Here is a 19227-nt window from a genome sequence, read left to right on the forward strand (position 1 = left end):
GCGGCTTAACCGTCTGTTGCATGCTCTGCAGCCACCACGGCATTCAGTGCTGTCATTACCTGTTCATCCAGAACCACCTCGCCCATGGGAGCCTGCCTGTCGAGGAAGGTGTACTTCTGCGTGCCCAGCCGGTGGTAGGGCAGCAGCTGGTATTCCACTTCCAGTTCCGCAGTAAGCCGCGCAATGGCCCGGATATCTTCTTCGGTATCGTTGAAACCGGGAATAACGGGGGTGCGCACGACCACTTTAAGCGCCGGAAAACGGCTTCTGATATTCCGCAGGTTTTCGATGATCCGGACATTGGACACGCCTGTGGCGCTGCGGTGTTTTTCGTCGTCCAGACTTTTTATGTCGTAGTGGACAAATTTTACATATTCCAGCGCCGGTTCCATGTCGCTCCATGACGCGTAGCCGCATGTTTCCACCGCAGTGTGGATGTGCCGTCTGCGGGCTTCGCGCAGCAGTGCAAGAGCAAAAGCCGGCTGGGCAAAAGGTTCGCCGCCGGAAAGGGTAATCCCGCCGCCGGAGCGTGCGTAAAAGACGCTGTCCTGTTCCACCACGTTGAGCACTTCGTCCACGGTGCGCGTGGTGCCGTAGGTTATCAGCGCTTTTGAAGGACATGCCTCGGCGCAGAACATGCCGCACTCCTCGCACAGGGCGCGGTCAATGGATATGGTGTCGTCATCTGCCCGTGTAATGGCGTTCATGGTGCACACTTCGACACAGCGCACACACTTGGTCAGCGTCAGGCAGCGTCCTGTGTTGTATGCCAGTTCAATACGTCTGCGCTGCGATTCGGGGTTGCTGCACCACCGGCAGCGCAGAGGACAGCCCTTGAGAAAGACAACCGTGCGGATGCCGGGGCCGTCATGAACGGAGTACTTCTGTATATTGAATGTGATGCCGGTTGTTTTTTTGTCTTCAAAAGAGCTCATGGGATGCCTTTTTTTCGGCTAGCAGGTTCGGTAAATGCCGGTGCCGCCCCCGTAAAGGGGGCGGCTGGCCGGCTGAGTGCGGATGATGCCTTTTTAGTGCCGGTGCCTACATCGCGTCGTGCTGGGTACGGGCGATAAGGTCGTTCTGCAGGTCGGGCGAAAGGTCCACAAAGTACGCGCTGTAGCCTGCAATGCGTACAATGAGGCTGCGGTATTTTTCAGGGTCTTTCTGCGCGGCAATCAGCGTGTCGCGGTTGATCACGTTGAACTGCACGTGCCACAGCTTCAGGTCGCAGAATGTACGGATGAACGAGACCAGCTTTTCGGTGCCTTCATCGCCTTCCACGCATTTGGGGGTGAACTTGATGTTCAGCATACGGGCGGCGCGGTCGCGGTAGCCGTAGTTCTTGGAACTGAAGTTGGACTGCAGCACAGCGGTGGGGCCGTTTACGTCGGCACCGTGCGAAGCGGATGAGCCGTCAGACAGCGGCGTCCAGGCCAGCCGGCCGTTGGGAGTGGCAGAAACCACTTTGCCGAAAGGCACGTGCGAGGTGAAAGGCACATAACGCACGTCGTTGTGCATGCCGAGTTCGGGCGAGTAACGGCGGCCGTACTTTACCGAAATGGCGTCGATTTCACGGGCGATGCTGTCGGCGTATTCATCGTTGTTGCCGTAGCAGGGGGCGGACTTGAGCATCTGCTGAACGTCTTCCTTGCCTTCGAAGTTGCACTTCAGGGCTTCGATGACTTCCTGCATGGTCAGCTTTTTGTCTTCAAAAACAAGCTTTTTGATGGCTGCAAGCGAGTCGACAACGGTGCCGAAGCCCATGTACTCGAAGTACCCGAGGTTTATGCCCTCGGGAATCTGCGGGGTGTGCAGGTCGAGGCAGTGCTTCATGCACAGGTCGTGCAGGGCGCTGCCCATGGGCTGGGCAAAGTGGCGGGCGCGCACGTTGTTGATGATGTGCTGCTGGATGAAAGCCGCACGCAGGAAGTGCTCGTGCTGCAGCACATAGGCGTTCCAGAACTCTTCCCACGTTTCAAAGCGGGTGGGGTCGCCGGTTTCCAGACCCAGCTCGTTTTCACCGTATTTGAGCATGCGCCCGTTGTAGAGCACCATTTCCAGCGCTGCGGCAAAGTTGATGTATGCGCCGCCGCTGGTGTAGGTGTCGCGGTTGGGCATACGGGCTTCGGTGCAGCCGGAAACGGCGTAGTCCAGGGCTTCCTCAAAGGTGGCACCCTTGGAGACATACAGAGGCACGATTTCTTCGTCGTTGATCAGCTTGGGAAAGCCGGAGCCGAATTTGATGGTTTCGGCCACGTCGTGCAGGTAGCGTTCGGGCGAGCGCGAATGAATGCGTGCTGCAAGGTCGGGGTAGTGCAGCGGGAATTCACGCTTGGACTTAAGGAACAGGTAGGTCAGGTCGTTGGTGGCGTCCAGCCCCTGCGGAGTCTGCCCGCCTATGGTCACAGCTTCCCAGTGGGCGTACCCTTCGTTAAAGGCTCCGCCCGCGGGAGAAATGTACAGGTCGACATACTGCGCCATGCCCACCCACATGCATTCCAGCAGCTCAAGGGCGCTTTCTTCGGTGATGCGGCCTTCTTCTATGTCTTTGCGGTAGAAGGGCCAGAAGTACTGGTCCATGCGGCCGTTGGAGACAATGGTGCCTGTTTTCTGCTCAAGGCGCGAGAACATCTGGGTAAACCACTGGGCCTGCACAGCTTCATAGAAGTTGCGGGCGGGGTTTTCCGGTACCCATGCGCATATCTCGGCCATGGTTTCCAGTTCCGCCTTGCGAACGGGATTGGTTTCTGCCGCGGCCATGTCCGCCGCCAGCTTGGCATGGCGGTTGGCCCACAGAATAATGGCGTCGCACACGATGACGATAGCTTCAAGGAAGGGGCGCTTTTCCACGTTGTCGCGGGGGCTTAAGGGATCAAGCCCTGCTATTTTCTCCTGCGCTTCTTCCTTCAGGCCTCTGAAACCGCGCTTGAGAACCTTTTCGTAGTCGTGCACCCACTGGATGGACGAACGGAACGACGAGGTTTCATTGACAATGAAGCGCGACTTCAGACCCTGCGGGTCGTCATAGGTCAGTTTGTGCACATCCGAAGGCAGGGCGAGGTTCAGGTCTTCGTGGTAGGTCTTGCCTTTCCAGTAGGGAGCTATTTCTTCCACCACCACGCGTGCGTCCGCTTCGGTGATGGTAAAGGGTGATTCGGTACGGTTGGGCAGGTCTTCAATGGCCAGATCAAGAAAGTCGCCGTCCAGTTCGGGGTACAGCACGCCGTACCGGCCGGGGCAGCCGCCGCGTCCGCATATCAGCTGGTCGTCATCAATGTACACGGTGATATGTTCGGCCACATGCTTCATGGCCTTGGCCCAGCGCAGCACCAGCGGCTGGCCTTCGGTCTCCTTCATGGAGTCGGTGAAGAGCTTTGCGCGTTCCACGTCGATGCGGGGGCGTTTGCCGTCAAAGCTGTCCAGAATGTTGAACACGCGCTCGTGCGACTTGCGGAAGCTGTCTTCCTTACCGGCTATTTTGTCCTGAAGGCGCTGTTCATGGGGAGACAAGGGAGTTGTGCAGCATTGCATGGTTTTTTCTCCTGAGTGTATTCGTCTGAGTTCTGTTGAGTGTGTATATGCTGCGCCCGGGGCGGTGCAGGACACCGGCCGTGCGCCGTGCTTTCATCAGCCCGCAAAGAACATGGGAATTGCGGGAACGTAGGTGGTGATCAGCAGCACCGCCAGCATGAGCGCGATGAGCGGCAGAACCACCTTGGACAACTGTTCGATTTTGGCGTTGGCAACGCCGCTTGCCACAAAGAGGTTGACCCCGACCGGCGGTGTGACGAACCCGATGGCAAGGTTGACCACCATGATGATGCCGAAGTGTACGGGGTCTACGCCGACCTTGAGCACAATGGGCAGCAGGATGGGAGTCAGTATGACAATGGCGGCCAGAGCTTCCATGAACGTGCCGATGATGAGCAGCAGCACGTTGATCATGAGCAGGATGGCTATTTTGTCTGTGGTCAGGCCCAGCATGGCCTGTGCAATGGTGGTGGGCACTTCTTCGATGGTCATTATGTTGCCGAAGATGGTGGCCATGGACATGAGCACGATAACCATGGCGGATGTGCCGGCCGCTTCGACCACACAGTCGTAAAAGCTGCCGCAGCTCAGTTCGCGGTGCACGAAGCAGCCGATGATGAGGCCGTAGAAGGCCGCCAGTGCCGCTGCTTCCGTGGGGGTCATTATGCCGCCGTATATGCCGCCCAGCACGATGACCGGCACCATAAGAGCCCACTTTGCTTCCCATACGGCATGCATGAAGGTCTTCAGGTTGCGATCGCGTACTTCGCCTTTCCAGCCGCGCTTTTTGGAGTACCAGTAGCTGTACGCCATAAGGGCAAGACCGGTCAGCAGGCCCGGCACGATGCCGCCCATGAAAAGCTTGCCGATGGATGCCTGAGCGGAAACGCCGTAGACCACAAACGGGTTGCTGGGAGGAATCATGACGCCGATGGCTCCGGCGGCGGCCACAATGGCTGCAGAAAAGTATTTGCAGTAGCCGCGTTCCACCATGGCGGGAATAGTCAGCGAGCCGATGGCGGCAACGGTGGCGGGGCCGGAACCGCTGATGGCGGCAAAGAACATGCATGTGCCGATGGTGGCCAGAGCCATGCCGCCGGGCAATGCGCCCAGCATTTCATCGGCAAGGTTCAGCAGACGGCGCGAAAGCCCGCCGGCACCCATGAACACTCCCGCGGCGATGAAGAACGGAATGGCCATGATGGGAAAGCTGTCTATGGACGTGAAGGCAATCTGGGCCACATAGTCTATGGGCAGGCTGCCTGCGGCCACGATGGTGGCCAGCGCAGCCAGCCCCAGACCTATGGCAATGGGCACGCCCACCACCAGAAACAGGGCAAAGTAGCCGAAAAGTACCGGCAGCGGGTCGATGTAGTCGGCGATGAACAGGGGGGCGGCCAGTACCGCACACAGGATAAGGCCGATAACGGTATCCGCCGCACCGCAGATGCGTACCTGTCCGGCAAGGTCCTGCAGCAGCCGCACGGCCATCAGCCCGAAGCTGACAGGCAGCACAAGATACGGAATATAGTAGGGCAGCTGCAGAGCGGGAGATGTCTGCGGATAGGTCAGCTGCATTTTGATGAGATCAAGCGACTGCCAGAGCACGGTGGCTGCCAGTGTGAGAAAACACACGTCCACGATGATCCACGATATATTCTGAAACCTGACGGGCAGCCTGTCGAAAATAATGTCGACGCGGATGCTTGAGCGGTTTTTAATGGCCACAGGCACAGCCAGATACGATATCCAGATGAAGATGAAACGTGCCATTTCTTCTGTCCAGACGGCGGCTGCGGCGCCTTCGTGCAGGTAGACGCCGATGTAGCGGTACAGGGTCTGGAAGGTGATGATGAAGATGATGGCCAGCATGCCTGCAACCAGAAACGGCTTTTCAAAGTTGGCATCAAGCCAGCCCAGTATTCCGGGGCGGCTTTCCAGAGAGCCGCTGGAGCATTCGCCCTGAGCGTTCATGATGGCGGCTGTGACGTTGGGATCTGACATTATGACCTCTTGGTTGCGTTGTCGGAAAAGCGGCTTTCCGGGGCAGGAAGCGGGCAGGCCCCCTGCCCCGGTTTCTGTTTACTGCTGGGTTTCCTGCACCAGTTTGATCAGTTCGGCAGGAATGTCGTCTTTGAACTTGTCCCAGACGGGGCGGGTGCGTTCGACCAGCTTGGCGCGCTCTTCGGGGCTCAGTCTGGTCACCGTGATGCCCTGTTCGATGAATGCGTCTTCCGCTTTCTTTTCAAGCTCGCTGGTGATGGAGCGCTGATAGGTCAGTGCTTCGCGGCCTGCTTCTGTCAGAATCTGCTGCACATCGGCAGGCAGGCTGTCGTAGTAGGCTTTGTTCATCATCAGCAGGTGCATGCTGTAGTTGTGGGCAGAATCTATTGCGTACTTCAGCACTTCGGTGTGCTTGGCGTCGTTGAGCAGCGAGAATGTGTTGCCTTCGCCGTCCACGGTGCCCTGCTGCAGAGCCGTGTAGGTCTCGCCCCACGAAATGGGGGTGGGAGCCATGCCCAGCGCGGCAGCCACGGCCACTTCAATGGGTGAGTCGGTGGTACGCACCTTAAGGTTTTTCAGATCGTCAGCGGTTTTGATGGGCTTTTTAGTGGTTACAAAATTGCGGTAGCCATATTCGCTGTACATGATGGGCTTCAGACCGATGGAGGCGGCTATTTCATCCAGCTTTTTGCCCAGTTCGCCGTCATCGATGGCTTTGTACAGCTTTTGCTGATGCTCGGGGCTGGTGATGTAGGGCAGGTCAAACACCATCCACTGCTTGGAAAAGTTGGCCATGTTGGGTGAAGAACTGGAAGCCATTTCCAGCGTGCCGCGCTGTGCGGCTTCCATGGTCACACGGTCGCTGCCCAGCATGCAGTTGCCGAACAGCTGGATGCGCACACGGCCGTTGCTTTTTTCTGCAACCAGTTCCTTAAATTTTTCGTAGCCTACCGTCACGTTGTTGCCCGGCGCCATGGGGTGCGCCAGACGGATGTTGATACGCTTTGCCGCATGCGCCTGTGCGCCTGCCGTCAGGGTCACGATGCACGCCAGCGCCACCAGTGCGCCTGCTTTCAATAGGTGTTTCATGGTTCTTCCTTGGTCTTGAGGTTCTTCCCGAGTGTGTTGTTAGCAGCTGCCTTTCGTCCCTTACTGAGCAGGTAATGTGCCAAAACCGCAAAAGCGGCGCGCAGCTTGATAAAAACGGCACAAGCAGCCCGGAGCGGCGACCTTTTGGGTCTCCCTGAATGCGTATTCCGGCAAGGTGTGTTCCAATTATGAAACAGTATTTTTATATCTTACTGATTTTGATATATTTTTTTGATTGTGAAAAATATGTTGCAAAGGTGGAACATGTCTTGTTGCGTCTGACGCGTGGATGCGCAGGGCGAGTCCGTGCGTGCCGCATGGCCGGCAGTCGCCACGGAATCATGCGGTGTCTGAGGCGCTGATGTGCCTTGCTGAAAAATACAGGCAGCATACCGGCAGGTGAACAGGTTATGTGAAATACAGAACATAGAGGGAGGGGCAGGGGGGAAGTTGCGGTATCCGTATCCGGCTGTTGAACGGCGGATACGTCGTCATCTTGTGGCGCGGAGGTGGAGAAGATCGGGCGGTGCCCGCCGTGGCAGTTGCACGGTTGCAAAAGTGAAACGTGCGGAATGTTCTGCTGTTACATACAGATGAAAAAAATCACATGCGTCCGCGCTGCTGGCGGGAAGGCGGCCGCAGTTCCCGCAGAAGGCTGTTGCTGGCTGTCCGGCAGGCTGAGGAGATCGGCTTTTTGAATTTTATCATTAAATGCAGTGTGTTGCTGCTTAGTGATGAGCTTGAATGCCAAGGCACGCTTTTTGCGAGAAGGGAAGGACCTTTTACAGCAAGGAGTGAACTAATGAAGGTTATCGATTTCCGTTTCCGGCCCAATACACCGGAAATCATTAACGGCATTGCCGGTAGCAATATGTTTAAAGCGGCCTGCAAGGCCATAGGATTTGAAAAGCGCAAGCCGCAGCCTCTGGATGAGATAGTGTCCGGTCTCGATAAACGCGGCGTGGAGCTGTGTGTCATTTCCGGACGCGACAGTGAAACAACCTACGGTTCACCTGCCAATAATGACAGTGTGCTGGAATTCTGCAGGGCGTACCCTGACAGATTTATCGGCTTCTGGGGAGTTGACCCGCATAAGGGCATGGCCGCAGTGCGCGAATTGCGGCACGCCGTGACAGAACTTGATATGCGCGGGGCATCCATCGACCCCTATCTGGCGCACATCCGCCCTGATGAGGCACGGTACTACCCCATATATGCCGCCTGCTGCGATCTGGGCATTCCCGTGTTCATCACCACGGCGCCGCCGCCACAGGTTGCCGGCGCGGTTATGGATTACACCGACCCCCGGCATGTGGATATTGTGGCGCGTGATTTTCCCGATTTGAAAATCGTCATGAGCCACGGCGGGTATCCTTTTGTGAATGAAGCCATTTTCACCTGTCTGCGTAACGCCAACGTTTACATGGACTGCTCTGAATACGAACAGGCACCCATGGCGGAAGCTTATGTTCAGGCCATGAACTCCTTTATAACGGACAAGGTTGTTTTCGCCAGTGCCCACCCTTTCATCGAGCAGGAAGACGCTCTGAATGTGTACGCGAAGATGCCTCTTTCAGATGATGCCCGGCGCAAGATAATGTACGATAATGCCCGCAGGGTTCTCGGACTGTAAGACTGCGCGTCAAAGACCGTAAAAAGGAAGGACTCATGTCCTTCCTTTTTTTGTGCCTTATAAATACGCGGTGACAAAATAACAGAGCGTGAATTTATCGTATAATATAACTGAAAAACAGGAGCTCCAGCGTATAGTGGGCGGCAGGGAACGTCATATAAATCGTATATGTTTTGTATCAGCCGGAAGGTCAGAGGAGGTCATACATGTCTCTTAAACAACTCTTTGCGCTTTCAACAGTACTTATCATGCTGCTTTCGGCAGCTGTTGTGGGCGTTTTTGTAAAATACAGAAGTGCTGTTGAGCTGCAGCACAGCGCCATGCGTGAGCGTGACGCGGCTGTTGCACTTTCGCGTGAAATGGCTTCAGACTCCAATGGGCTTACCGATAATATCCGGCTGTACGGTATGACAGGAGAAGTAAAATACAAAGAAGCGTACATGCGCATTCTTGATCAAAGCAACGGTAAAATTCCGAGGAGCGACGGTTCTGTTATAGATTTTATGGACAAGGTCAAGGCGTTCGGCGTGACCCGTCAGGAGATGGACGCCCTGAAGGCTGCAAAGGAACTTTCCAATGGTCTTGCCGTCATTGAAACGGAAGTCATGGATTTTATAGATGCACGCCTGCAACGCGCAGGCAGTGCGGAAAGGTACCGCAGTCAGCTTGATGCGGATGCCATGCAGCAAATGGCCAGGCTGTATGATGCAGAGTATTATCAGTGGATAAACAAAATCGCCGCCGCAGTGCAGCAGTTCAACACCTCGCTTTTCAGCAGAACCGAAAAGAGTGTGAACGATGCTCTGGCAACCGGAGAGAGCATGAGTCGCACGTTTTTTGTCATGCTCGGCGTTTTTATTGTTTTTGTTTTTGCCCTGCTTGTATTTTTGTGGCGCAGTCTCTCGCAGAGTATCGGCGGTGAGCCGCGTGTCATTGAGCAGGTGGCCGCCGCCATTGCCGCCGGTGATCTGACTGCGGCGGATAAGCTGGACAGAACAACGGCGCGGGGTGTGGCAGCGGCCATGCTGGGTATCAATGACAGCCTCAATCTGCTTGTGACCGAGATGGTCTCGTCGCTTGAACATATCAAACGCGGTAACCTGCGTGCGGAATGCGACGAGAAAAAAGTCCGCGGAGCCTACCGCGAGCTGCTTGCCTCCACCAACAAACTTATGGCCACCATTGTCGCTTACTTTGACCTGATCGCCACGCCGCTCATGTGCATAGACAGCGGGTACAATATTCTTTTTATGAATAAAAAGGGTGCCGAAATGGCAGGCAAGACCCCTCAGCAGGTACGCGGGACAAAATGCCATGACCACTTCCGCACTGCCGCCTGCCGCACGGGCAGCTGTATCTGCGATCTGGCCATGAAAGCTCATGATGTGACCAGTGGTGAAACCGTTGCTAATCCGGCGGGTAAAGAACTGCTGGTGTCCTTTTCTGCGGCTCCCATCCTTGATGAAAACGGAGCAGTCATTGGAGCTTTTGAGCAGATATTTGACGAGACAGCTATAAAATCGGGCCAGCGTAAAATGCAGCAGCTTGCCGGTAATGCCACCAATATAGCAGACCGTCTGGCTTCTGCGGCAGAGGAGCTGTCGTCACAGGTTGAGCAGTCGAGCACAGGATCTGACGTGCAGCGCGAACGCATGGGCGAAACTGCCACAGCCATGGAGGAGATGAACGCCACAGTGCTGGAGGTGGCGCAGAATGCTTCGCACGCCGCTGATAACGCCGAAGGCAGCAGAACCCGCGCTCATGAAGGCAGCACGGTCGTGGGGCTGCTCATAGAATCCATCCGGCAGGCGGAGAGGGCCGCAAGAGGGCTGAAAGAACATATGACCGAACTGGGGCAGCAGGCAGAAGGCATAGGCGGCATTATGAATGTTATTTCAGATATAGCCGACCAGACCAATCTGCTTGCGTTGAATGCCGCCATTGAGGCCGCCCGGGCAGGCGATGCGGGGCGCGGGTTTGCAGTGGTTGCCGACGAAGTGCGCAAACTGGCGGAAAAGACCATGGTAGCCACCAGCGAGGTAAGCTCCGTTGTAAATTCTATCCAGAACGGCACGCGGGCGAGCATCGCATCAACCGATGATGCGGTGAATGCCATTGCCAGCAGCACAGAACATGCAACCAACTCGCAGGGCAAACTGGCTGAAATAGTTAATCTGGCAGAGACAACGGCCGATCAGGTGCGCGCCATCGCCACCAGTGCCGAAGAGCAGTCTGCAGTGGCCGACGAAATCACACGCTCGGCTGATGAGGTGAATCAGATAGCACTGGATGTTTCACAGGCGATGCAGCAGAGCACGCAGGCTGTGCGTGAACTGGCGGAACTGGCCACGGAACTGCAGACTCTTATCAGTGAACTGACTGCCGCACGGTAGTCCCCGGCACTGTTGCAGGTGCATACCATGACCGCCCGGTGCAGCGCTGTGCCGGGCGGTGTTATGTACAGTCTGCAGACTGTGCGGGAACTATGGCGATATCAAGAAATATGGCCGTATGCCCCTGTGCCCGGGCAGTTGCGGTGATTGTGTCTGCGGCAGCGCTGTGTGCGCCGTGCAGTGTCAGGCTGGCTCGCTTGAACCAGCCGAGGCAGCGTTCACTGCCGGTGCCTGCGCGGGTCAGATGCAGCATGCCTGTCACCGTGTGCTTCTGCTGTGCATGGGGGCCGCTGTCAGCAGGGGCCGCCGGTCCGATATGTCCGGTAAGCCGGTATTGTTCCGTGCTGCCCGTAAAGTTGCCGCCGCTTACGGCAATGGTGCCTTCTTCCGTATGCTGGCTGTCCGAACAGCGTATGCGGTACAGCCCGTCTTTCAGGGGAATGCAGGTGCATATGGTCATGGCCGCAGGGTACACCATACCGGCGTGCCTGTCTGCCCCGGCACACCGCCGTGTTTCGATTTGCTCGTTACGGGTGGGTAGGGTGCGGGCGCTGGACATCCTGACAGTTAGTGCATAAGCACATTGTGCCGCCAATGGCGGGACTATTTTTAACAAGGTGAGTGTAATGAGCAATAACGAACCGGATAAGATTATCTATTCCATGGTGCGGGTGTCCAAGCGACACGGCCAGAAGGAAGTGCTTAAGGATATTTCGCTGTCGTATTTTTACGGCGCAAAAATCGGCGTGCTGGGGCTTAACGGTTCCGGTAAGTCGTCGCTGCTCAAAATTCTTGCCGGCGTTGACCAGTCTTTTGACGGCAAAACCGTGCTTTCTCCGGGGTATACCATAGGGTATCTGGAGCAGGAACCGTTGCAGGACGAAACCCGCACCGTGCGCGAAGTGGTGGAAGAAGGTGTGGGCGATGTCATGCAGCTGGTACAGGAATTTAACGAGATCAACGCCAGATTTGCCGAGCCCATGGAACCTGACGAAATGGATGCGCTCATTTCCCGTCAGGCCGAGGTGCAGGAACAGATGGACGCCAAGGGCGCATGGGACATAGACTCGCGTCTTGAAATGGCCATGGATGCTCTGCGCTGCCCGTCCGGCGATACGCCGGTCTCTGTTATTTCCGGCGGTGAAAAGCGTCGCGTTGCTCTGTGCCGTCTGCTGCTGCAGAACCCCGACATTCTGCTGCTCGACGAACCTACCAACCATCTGGATGCCGAATCTGTCGCATGGCTTGAACGCTATCTGCAGAGCTTTCCGGGCACCGTCATTGCCGTTACCCACGACCGGTATTTTCTGGACAATGTGGCCGGCTGGATACTGGAACTCGACCGCGGCCGCGGTATTCCGTGGAAGGGCAACTACTCCAGCTGGCTGGAGCAGAAAGAAAAACGTCTTGCCAATGAAGACAGGGCCGAAGCCGAACGCAGAAAGACCCTTGAGCGCGAACTTGACTGGATACGCATGTCTCCCAAAGGGCGGCACGCAAAATCCAAAGCGCGTATCAACGCCTACGAGGCCATGCTCAGCCACGAGTCGGAAAAAGTGGCCGGAGACCTTGAAATCTACATTCCGCCGGGACCCCGTCTGGGTAAGGTGGTCGTGCAGGCCGAAGGGCTGTGCAAGTCCATGGGTGACAAACTGCTGGTGGACAACGCCGGTTTCATCATTCCTCCCAACGCCATAGTGGGTATTGTGGGGCCCAACGGCGCAGGTAAATCCACGCTGTTTAAGATGCTTGTAGGAGAGGAACAGCCGGATGCAGGCGAGCTGAAAGTGGGCGAAACCGTCAAGTTCGCATACGCTGACCAGAGCCGCGGCTCGCTGGAAGCTGGCAAGACCGTGTACGAGGTTATAAGCGAAGGCTACGAAACGGTGAAGCTGGGCAGCCGCGAAATTAACAGCCGTGCATACTGCTCGCGTTTCGGCCTTACCGGATCCGATCAGCAGAAAAATGTCGATGTGCTTTCCGGCGGTGAACGCAACAGGGTGCATCTGGCACGTATGCTGAAATCAGGCGCCAACGTGCTGCTGCTTGACGAACCCACAAACGACCTTGATGTGAACACCATGCGTGCACTGGAAGACGCGCTGGAAAACTTTGCAGGCTGCGTGCTGGTCATCAGCCACGACCGCTGGTTTCTTGACCGTATTGCCACGCATATCATGGCGTTCGAAGGCGATTCGCAGGTGGTTTTCCATGAAGGCAACTACTCCGACTATGACGCCGACAGAAAGCGTCGGCTCGGAAAGGATGCCGAACAGCCGCACAGGATCAAGTTCCGCAAACTGACCCGCTAAAACAGGCTGCATATATACCACAAGAGGACGCTCCGGCGTCCTCTTTGTTTTGCGGGAGGGCCGTGCCGTATCGCCCGCTACACAGGTACCGGCCGGTAAAAGGTTTCCCCGCCGGCTGCATGGCTGAGAAAGCCGCAAGGGCACTCAGCCTTTTGCAGGACGGTTCCGCGGGGAAAGACCCCGAAAAAAAAGAGCCGTGCGGGCACGGCTCTTTGCAAAAACATTTCTGACAGGCGTTATTCGCAGGTCAGCATATGGCGGATATTGTCGATGACGCTGCGCAGCACATCGTCGGAAGGCTCGACAAAACCGAAGTGCATGGCTCTGACAAGGCCTACCACAAGGCTGACCACCATGCCTGCGGTATCCTTGGTGTTCAGGGCGGAACGTATGGAACCGTCCTGTTTACCCTCTTCAAGGGCCTGTGTCAGATACTCGGTAAGATAGCTGTATATCTGCTGAATCTGCAGGAACACGTTGTCGTTTCTGTGGCCGTAGCGTGTGGGAGCATCACGGAAAATAAGGCAGAATTCCATGTTGTTCTTTTTAACGAAAACATAGAACGATTTGATGATGGAAACGACCTTTTCCATGCTGCTTTCAGGAGTGCGCACTTCAAGATACTTTTCGATGTCGCTGATGAGCTGGTTTTTCACGTTGGTTACCAGCGTAAGGAAAATGTCATCTTTAGTCTTGAAATGACGGAAGATCGTCCCTTCGGCCACACCTGCTTCGCGTGCCAGCAGGCTGGTGGGGGTATTGCTGAAGCCGCGTTCCGCAAAAAGGCGCGCGGCGGTGTCCAGAATAATGTCGCGTTTCATGATATCCCTACAATGGTATGTTGCGATAATAAACGGTGTGTTCACTCACTCAGAGGTGTGGTGATACTCCTGCCATTCAAAAGTGTCAACGCACGAAGCCCCGCAATCGTTGGCAGCAGCGCATATCCGGCCATGTCGTTGCCGTGCCGCCGTGCCGCGGCGTGCCCGTGCTGCTCATGATTTTGTCTGATTAATCAATGCTGTATGGGCTTGCACTGCTGAAAGTATGTTGTGCATTTCTTGTTTTTTTGCATGTGTTACAGCAGTTTTTCAATAGCATCAATCAGCTGCGGCATATCCAGCGGTTTGCTGAACACGGCGGTGAAACCGGCTGCGGTCAGTTGACGGCGGATGTCGCTGTCGTGATGGGCCGTAACAGCCACAGCAGGCACAGATGCTCCTTCCGGACGGCAGGCGCGCAGGCGGGGCAGCAGTCTGTCTCCGGTTATGTCCGGCAGCTCTATATCCAGCAGCAACAGATCAAAATGTCTGCCGCTCATACCGGCAAGCGCGGCATCACCGTCGGCAACACATTCCGTTTCATAACCGGCTTTGGTCAGCATAAGCTCAAGCATGGTCCGGCTGACGCGGTTGTCTTCTACAACCAGAATGCGGCGTCCGCTATATCGGGGGCTGCGCCTTGTCATGGCTGTCCTGTCCCCTGTTTTCCGTTCTGCCGCAGCACTGTCTGCATGCGGAACAAGTCTTCCATCGCCTTGCGGTTGCGGACGGTGGCGCTTTCCAGTTCGGCAAAAAGATCCTGCACTGCATCGGCGTCGTTTGCCGCTGCCGCATCGCAAACGCAACGGGCTATGCGGCGCAGTGCCTGCAGCCCCAGCTGTGCGGCGATATGCTCGATGGCAGCCGCAGCAGCGCCTGTCCGCGGCAGATCGTTGTGCAGCATTGCCCTGCGGCCGGCCGATATGCTGTCACTCAGCCCCTGCAGTTGCGCGGGCAGTTCGGCTGGTGGTTCGGCATCGGCGGCGTATTGCCGTATTCCGGCAGTATCATGCTGTTCGGCAGCTTGTTCTGCCTGGGGTTTCATCACACTGAACACACCGGCTTTTTCTGCACCGTCCGTGTCCCGATACGGCTTTTCTTCGCGGGCAAGCCCTGCCGGCGCGGCGGGTTCCGGTTCTGCCAGTGCGGCCACAGCCGCAGAAATGCGGGCGAATGTTTCGGGTGTCAGAACCGAAGGTATGTTGACGGGCGGCATTGCGTCCCCGTCGTCGTCAGGCAGAGGCGATTCTTCGTCCGCAGGGTCGTCTTCGGCTGTTCCGGCCAGTTCATGGGATTTTTGCGCAGCGGTGTCAACCTCGGTGGTTTTTACGCTTCGGGATGTCTCGAAGTGTTCCAGCGACGGGGTATCGACCGGTGCCACAGACTGTTCGTGGGGCATGGCAGCTGCTGTTTGCTGCGCAGCTACACTATCTGTTTCCGTATTCTCCGCTGCGGATGCCGCGTGTTCCGTGGCGCAGCCGTCTGCCTCAGGGCCGGAGCAGGTCTCCGGCTGCTCCACCGTGGCGGCCCCGTTCTGCAGTTTTCTTTCCTCGTTATGAAAGAACATGGGGTTTACTGCTGAAAGAAGAGGTTCCGGCTCGGCTGGCTCCTCCGCTGTTTCGTGATGCGCCTGCTGTCCGCCTGTGATGTCTGCCTGCTGCATGGTCTGCGCCGTGTGCGCAGCGGTGTGTCCGCTGGCGGGCACAGCGCATTCAGGCGCGGTTGCCGGTTCCTGCGCGGGATTTTCCATGGCTGCAATGGTTTCAGATACGGCGGAAAGCAGTGTGCCGCGGGTGAAGGGACGCAGCAGAATGGCGGAGCAGCCTGCCTGCCGCATTGCTTCCGCGCCTTGTTCATCTCCCGCTTTCACCACGCCGAAAACAGGGCCGGGCATGAGCCCCAGTTCCGTTTCGGCTTCGCGCAGGGCGCGGACAGTTTCCGGTCCACTCATTTCGGGCATGCGGGCGTCCACCATGACCAGTGAAGGAAGCCTGCGGCGGAAGACTCTGAGCGCTTCGGCTCCGCTGCGGGCTTCAATAAGCACCAGCGGGGTGTCTTCCAGAAAAAACGAAAGCAGCTGGCGGTTGCTGGCAATGTCGTCAGCCACCAGCACCAGACCGGGCTGTCTGCCGAGGCAGGAGGGCATGCCGTGCGGCAGTTTGGACGCAGGCTGCAGACGCAGAGTGAAAGAGACGGTGGTGCCTGATGCGGGGGCGCTTTCAAGGCACACCACACCGCCCATCATGGAGACCAGATCGCGCGTGATGGAAAGGCCGAGACCCATGCCTCCGTAGCGGCCCGACCCCGTACCGGGGCTTACGCAGAAGCTGTCAAAGACCGCATAGGGATTTTCAAGGGGGATGCCCACGCCCGTGTCGCTGATGGTAAAGCGCAGATGACCGGGGTCTGTGGAATCATCAACCCGTTCGACGGAAAGCCTGATGGTGCCTTCGTCGGTAAAACGGATGGCGTTGCCCAGCAGGTTCAGCACTATCTGCAGGATCCTGTCCGGATCGCCCAGAAAATTCACCGGCAGATGCGGAGACATGAACCATGAAAGCTGCAGACCTTTGCGGCCGGCTTTGATGAGGGCAATGTCGTGGGCTTCTTCCAGCACATGGTGCAGGTTAAAGCGAACAGCCTTGAGGTCTGTTCTTCCTTTGGCCGCACGCGCGGCATCCAGCAGGTCGTTGATCTGCAGTTGCAGATTACGCCCTGCAGACTGCAGCAGCGCCAGTTGCTTTCTGCCTGTGTGCACGGGCAGAGACGCAGTCAGCTCTTCAATGGTGCTGAGCATGGCGGTAAGAGGAGTGCGCAGGTCATGGCTAACCCTTGCCAGCAGCGCTCCGGCTGTCAGGTGCGGTTCCTGCTGCTCGAACGCATGTTGCTCTGCCGTATCGTTTTGTTCGGGCGCGGCTGCCGGTACGCAGCGCTTGCTGTCCGGAGCGATGGCAAGGCACAGCAGTCCGCCTGCGGTACCCAGTGCCGGTCCCAGCGAGGCCCAGTAAGGTGCATTGGGGCTGAGGGCTGCCCCCATACCGGCCACAGTGCCGGTGGCCGGCAGCAGACAGGCCAGCATGTAGCGTCCGGCGCCTGATACCCCGTCCTGCCAGCGGAGCAGGGCCGGCAGTGCCGGCAGAACGCACAGCAGCGGCCAGAGCGGCAGCGCGCGGTGCAAGCCTGAAAATCCGGGAATAAGCGGCAGCAGGGCTGCTATGGCTCCGGCCGCCATGCACAGGGCAAAAAGCCTGTCAGCACGTTGCGATTCATCTGTGCGCAGCAGGCTGCGGCCCGTCTGGGCCAGAACAAGTACGGCGATACCGGGCAGAAAAAGCGCAGCCACACTGCGCCACGAAAACAGCGTTGCCGCGGCCACAGGTGACAGCGAATGCAGCAATACTGCCGCTGTGGCGGCTGCGGCCCACAGGCGCCAGACAGATTTTGCGGTTGCAGCCATGGCAATATGCAGCAGTATCAGCGCCAGCAGGGCTCCTTGCAGCAGGTGCATGGGTTTTGCCGCGCGTACAGCGTCATCCAGCGAGTCGCCGGCAGGATGCAGCGTAGGCTGAAACCATGGTCCGGGTGCACCGGCAATGCGCAGATACACCGTCAGCGGAGCACCACCGGGGGCAGGCAGAGGTACCGCCGTTCCCGTGGTCATGATGCGCTGCCAGCCTTCGGCTGAATCAGCAGAGGGGATGTACAGCTCCACCGGTGCAGGGATGGTAGGCCCGAGTTGCAGAACCGGCCCCTGCAGCAGCGCATGGCGCGGTTCCGGGGTTTCCTGCGGCTCTTCTGCCGTACTGTTTTGTCCGTCGCGCTCAACAGAAGAAAGTGCAAATCGTACGGAGTCCGGCAGGGGCTGCGCTTTGTCCGCACGAAAAGGCGGAAGGGCGGCGGCATTACGGTTTCCGTCATCCAGCAGGGTAAGACGCAGCCAGACGGCGCGGGCTCCGCCAAGGGGTGAAACATCGTCAAAGTGCCTGAATTGCTGCCTCATTCTTGGCGACGCCACCTGTGTGATGGTAAGCGACCCGCCTGCGTCGGGCAGAACCTCCATGAACGGCTTGACCCACATGCGTGATTCAAGCTCGTCTAGCGGTACGGAAGCGATACCCGAAGCACCGCCGGATGCCGGAACGGTCAGTAAGACAAAAAGACTTATTATGAATGCACAATGACTGTAAAAACGTAGACTATACCGCATGAACATCCTGAATATGGCGGAAAGGGTGGTATAAAAGTAAAAAAGCCGGACAGGCCGGTGCCGGCAAAAGCCATCGGTCTACCGGAATTGATAGAGTGTTTTGCCGGTCTTGTCACGTTGCGGCACCATCAAGCGCTGTCTGCCCATGTGCCGTTGCCCGCTGTCTATAAAAAAGCCGGACGCGCTGGGCATCCGGCTTAAGGACAGGTCGCGGCAGGTGGTTACTGGCCCTGCAGCTGGCGCAGCATATCCCGTACCGGTGTACCGCCCGGTGTGCGGGCTTCGGGATTCAGGCGCAGCAGGTCTTGCCACGCGGCAAAAGCTTCTTCTTTTCTGTTCAGGTCATGGTACAGAACAATGCCCTTGTTGAACCGCGAAACCTCGTGGGACGGATCAGCAGCGATGGCTTGGTCAAAGGTTTCAACGGCACGGCGGTGCTGGTGGTCTCTGCGGTACATTACTCCCAGATCGGTCAGCACATCAGCATCACCGGGTTTGATCTGCAATGCCTTTTCGTATGCCCGTATGGCGGGGCGTGGCTGGTTTGTGTCAAAATACAGGTGGCCCAGTTTGACCCATGCGGCATGCTCTTCGGGATGTTTCTGAACATATTCCTCAAGGTCGAGTATCTGCCCCGTCTGCTGAGGCGGTACCTGCTGGGCGGGGGCCTGTTGATGTACTGCGGCCTGTTGTGAGTGGGTGAACACGGTTGTCAGCAGGTTGCCTGCGTACAGCCCTGCCAGCAAGGCAACCCCGACGGCGACATACAGGGTGGAGCGTTTCACATAGGCGCCTTTTTCAACAAGCGCCGCAATTTCCCTGAGTTCCTGTTTGCTTAAAGCCATTATAACCTCGTGTGAGTGTGCCTGAACGTGGTTTTAAAAACCGGTGCCACAAAACGGTGTACGAGTTGATACCTGCCTGTGGAATATAAGGCAAGGCGGCACGGGCATCATATAAAGGGGCGGTGCAGCAGGCAGGCTAAAAACGGATAAAGTGAGAAAAAGTGAAAAAGTGTGTTGACACCCGAAGGCGGAAAGCATAAATACCCCCTTCGTCGCAAGGCGAAAAGCTCTTTGACCAGTCAGCACCGGAAAGCGGTTTTTACAGTTTAAAAACTTTTTTCAAAAAAGATGTTGACAAGCTTCGGCGAATGGCTCATAAAGCCCTCCGCTTCGACGGTAACCGCTCGACGCGGAAAGACGAAGCTCTTTGACAATTAAATAGCGAGTTGGAC

The 19227-nt window shown here is 57.1% G+C and carries 13 protein-coding genes; 3 read left to right on the forward strand and 10 right to left on the reverse strand.

Features of this window, described 5'->3' with window-relative positions; translation table 11 throughout:
* Positions 1–5 precede the first annotated feature (5 nt).
* The 5 genes from hpsH to ACZ5D1_RS05520 all read right to left on the reverse strand — a co-directional run bounded on the left by hpsH (position 6) and on the right by ACZ5D1_RS05520 (position 7375).
* Positions 6–935: a (2S)-3-sulfopropanediol dehydratase activating enzyme gene (hpsH, locus tag ACZ5D1_RS05500; RefSeq protein ID WP_011367271.1), complete on the reverse strand. Its 930-nt coding sequence runs from the start codon at positions 933–935 to the stop codon at positions 6–8.
* A gap of 106 nt (positions 936–1041) precedes the next feature.
* A complete protein-coding gene (gene hpsG / locus ACZ5D1_RS05505; protein ID WP_027182025.1) occupies positions 1042–3531 on the reverse strand; it encodes a (2S)-3-sulfopropanediol dehydratase in 2490 nt (829 codons plus the stop codon).
* A gap of 96 nt (positions 3532–3627) precedes the next feature.
* Positions 3628–5535 (reverse strand): TRAP transporter large permease, encoded by a 1908-nt coding sequence (locus tag ACZ5D1_RS05510; RefSeq protein ID WP_027182026.1) that lies wholly within the window; start codon positions 5533–5535, stop codon positions 3628–3630.
* 78 nt (positions 5536–5613) lie between these two features.
* Positions 5614–6624 (reverse strand): TRAP transporter substrate-binding protein, encoded by a 1011-nt coding sequence (locus ACZ5D1_RS05515; RefSeq protein ID WP_027182027.1) that lies wholly within the window; start codon positions 6622–6624, stop codon positions 5614–5616.
* 583 nt (positions 6625–7207) lie between these two features.
* Positions 7208–7375 carry a hypothetical protein gene (locus ACZ5D1_RS05520; protein WP_464556177.1) on the reverse strand — a complete coding sequence of 56 codons (168 nt, stop codon included), beginning with the start codon at positions 7373–7375 and terminating at the stop codon, positions 7208–7210.
* 51 nt (positions 7376–7426) lie between these two features.
* Here ACZ5D1_RS05520 and ACZ5D1_RS05525 point away from each other — a divergent pair, with 51 nt between their 5' ends.
* Both ACZ5D1_RS05525 and ACZ5D1_RS05530 read left to right on the forward strand, forming a co-directional pair.
* Positions 7427–8257 (forward strand): amidohydrolase family protein, encoded by an 831-nt coding sequence (locus tag ACZ5D1_RS05525; protein WP_011367275.1) that lies wholly within the window; start codon positions 7427–7429, stop codon positions 8255–8257.
* Between the two features lie 206 nt (positions 8258–8463).
* Positions 8464–10650, forward strand: a complete 2187-nt coding sequence (locus ACZ5D1_RS05530) for a methyl-accepting chemotaxis protein (protein WP_051363987.1) — start codon at positions 8464–8466, stop codon at positions 10648–10650.
* A gap of 61 nt (positions 10651–10711) precedes the next feature.
* Here ACZ5D1_RS05530 and ACZ5D1_RS05535 read toward each other — a convergent pair whose 3' ends face one another.
* A complete protein-coding gene (locus ACZ5D1_RS05535; protein ID WP_011367277.1) occupies positions 10712–11128 on the reverse strand; it encodes a hypothetical protein in 417 nt (138 codons plus the stop codon).
* 148 nt (positions 11129–11276) lie between these two features.
* Here ACZ5D1_RS05535 and ettA point away from each other — a divergent pair, with 148 nt between their 5' ends.
* Positions 11277–12962 (forward strand): energy-dependent translational throttle protein EttA, encoded by a 1686-nt coding sequence (gene ettA / locus ACZ5D1_RS05540; protein ID WP_011367278.1) that lies wholly within the window; start codon positions 11277–11279, stop codon positions 12960–12962.
* Between the two features lie 236 nt (positions 12963–13198).
* Here the strand turns inward: ettA and ACZ5D1_RS05545 are convergent, their stop codons facing one another.
* The 4 genes from ACZ5D1_RS05545 to ACZ5D1_RS05560 all read right to left on the reverse strand — a co-directional run bounded on the left by ACZ5D1_RS05545 (position 13199) and on the right by ACZ5D1_RS05560 (position 18835).
* A complete protein-coding gene (locus tag ACZ5D1_RS05545) occupies positions 13199–13783 on the reverse strand; it encodes a TetR/AcrR family transcriptional regulator (RefSeq protein ID WP_011367279.1) in 585 nt (194 codons plus the stop codon).
* Between the two features lie 257 nt (positions 13784–14040).
* Positions 14041–14430 carry a response regulator gene (locus ACZ5D1_RS05550; protein ID WP_273191371.1) on the reverse strand — a complete coding sequence of 130 codons (390 nt, stop codon included), beginning with the start codon at positions 14428–14430 and terminating at the stop codon, positions 14041–14043.
* Entirely contained in the window at positions 14427–17990 is a 3564-nt protein-coding gene (locus ACZ5D1_RS05555; RefSeq protein WP_464556179.1) for a hybrid sensor histidine kinase/response regulator, read from the reverse strand. The genes ACZ5D1_RS05550 and ACZ5D1_RS05555 overlap by 4 nt, the downstream gene beginning before the upstream one ends.
* 221 nt (positions 17991–18211) lie before the next feature.
* A complete protein-coding gene (locus tag ACZ5D1_RS05560) occupies positions 18212–18835 on the reverse strand; it encodes a tetratricopeptide repeat protein (RefSeq protein WP_464556180.1) in 624 nt (207 codons plus the stop codon).
* Positions 18836–19227 lie beyond the last annotated feature (392 nt).

The organism is Oleidesulfovibrio vietnamensis (assembly GCF_055388115.1).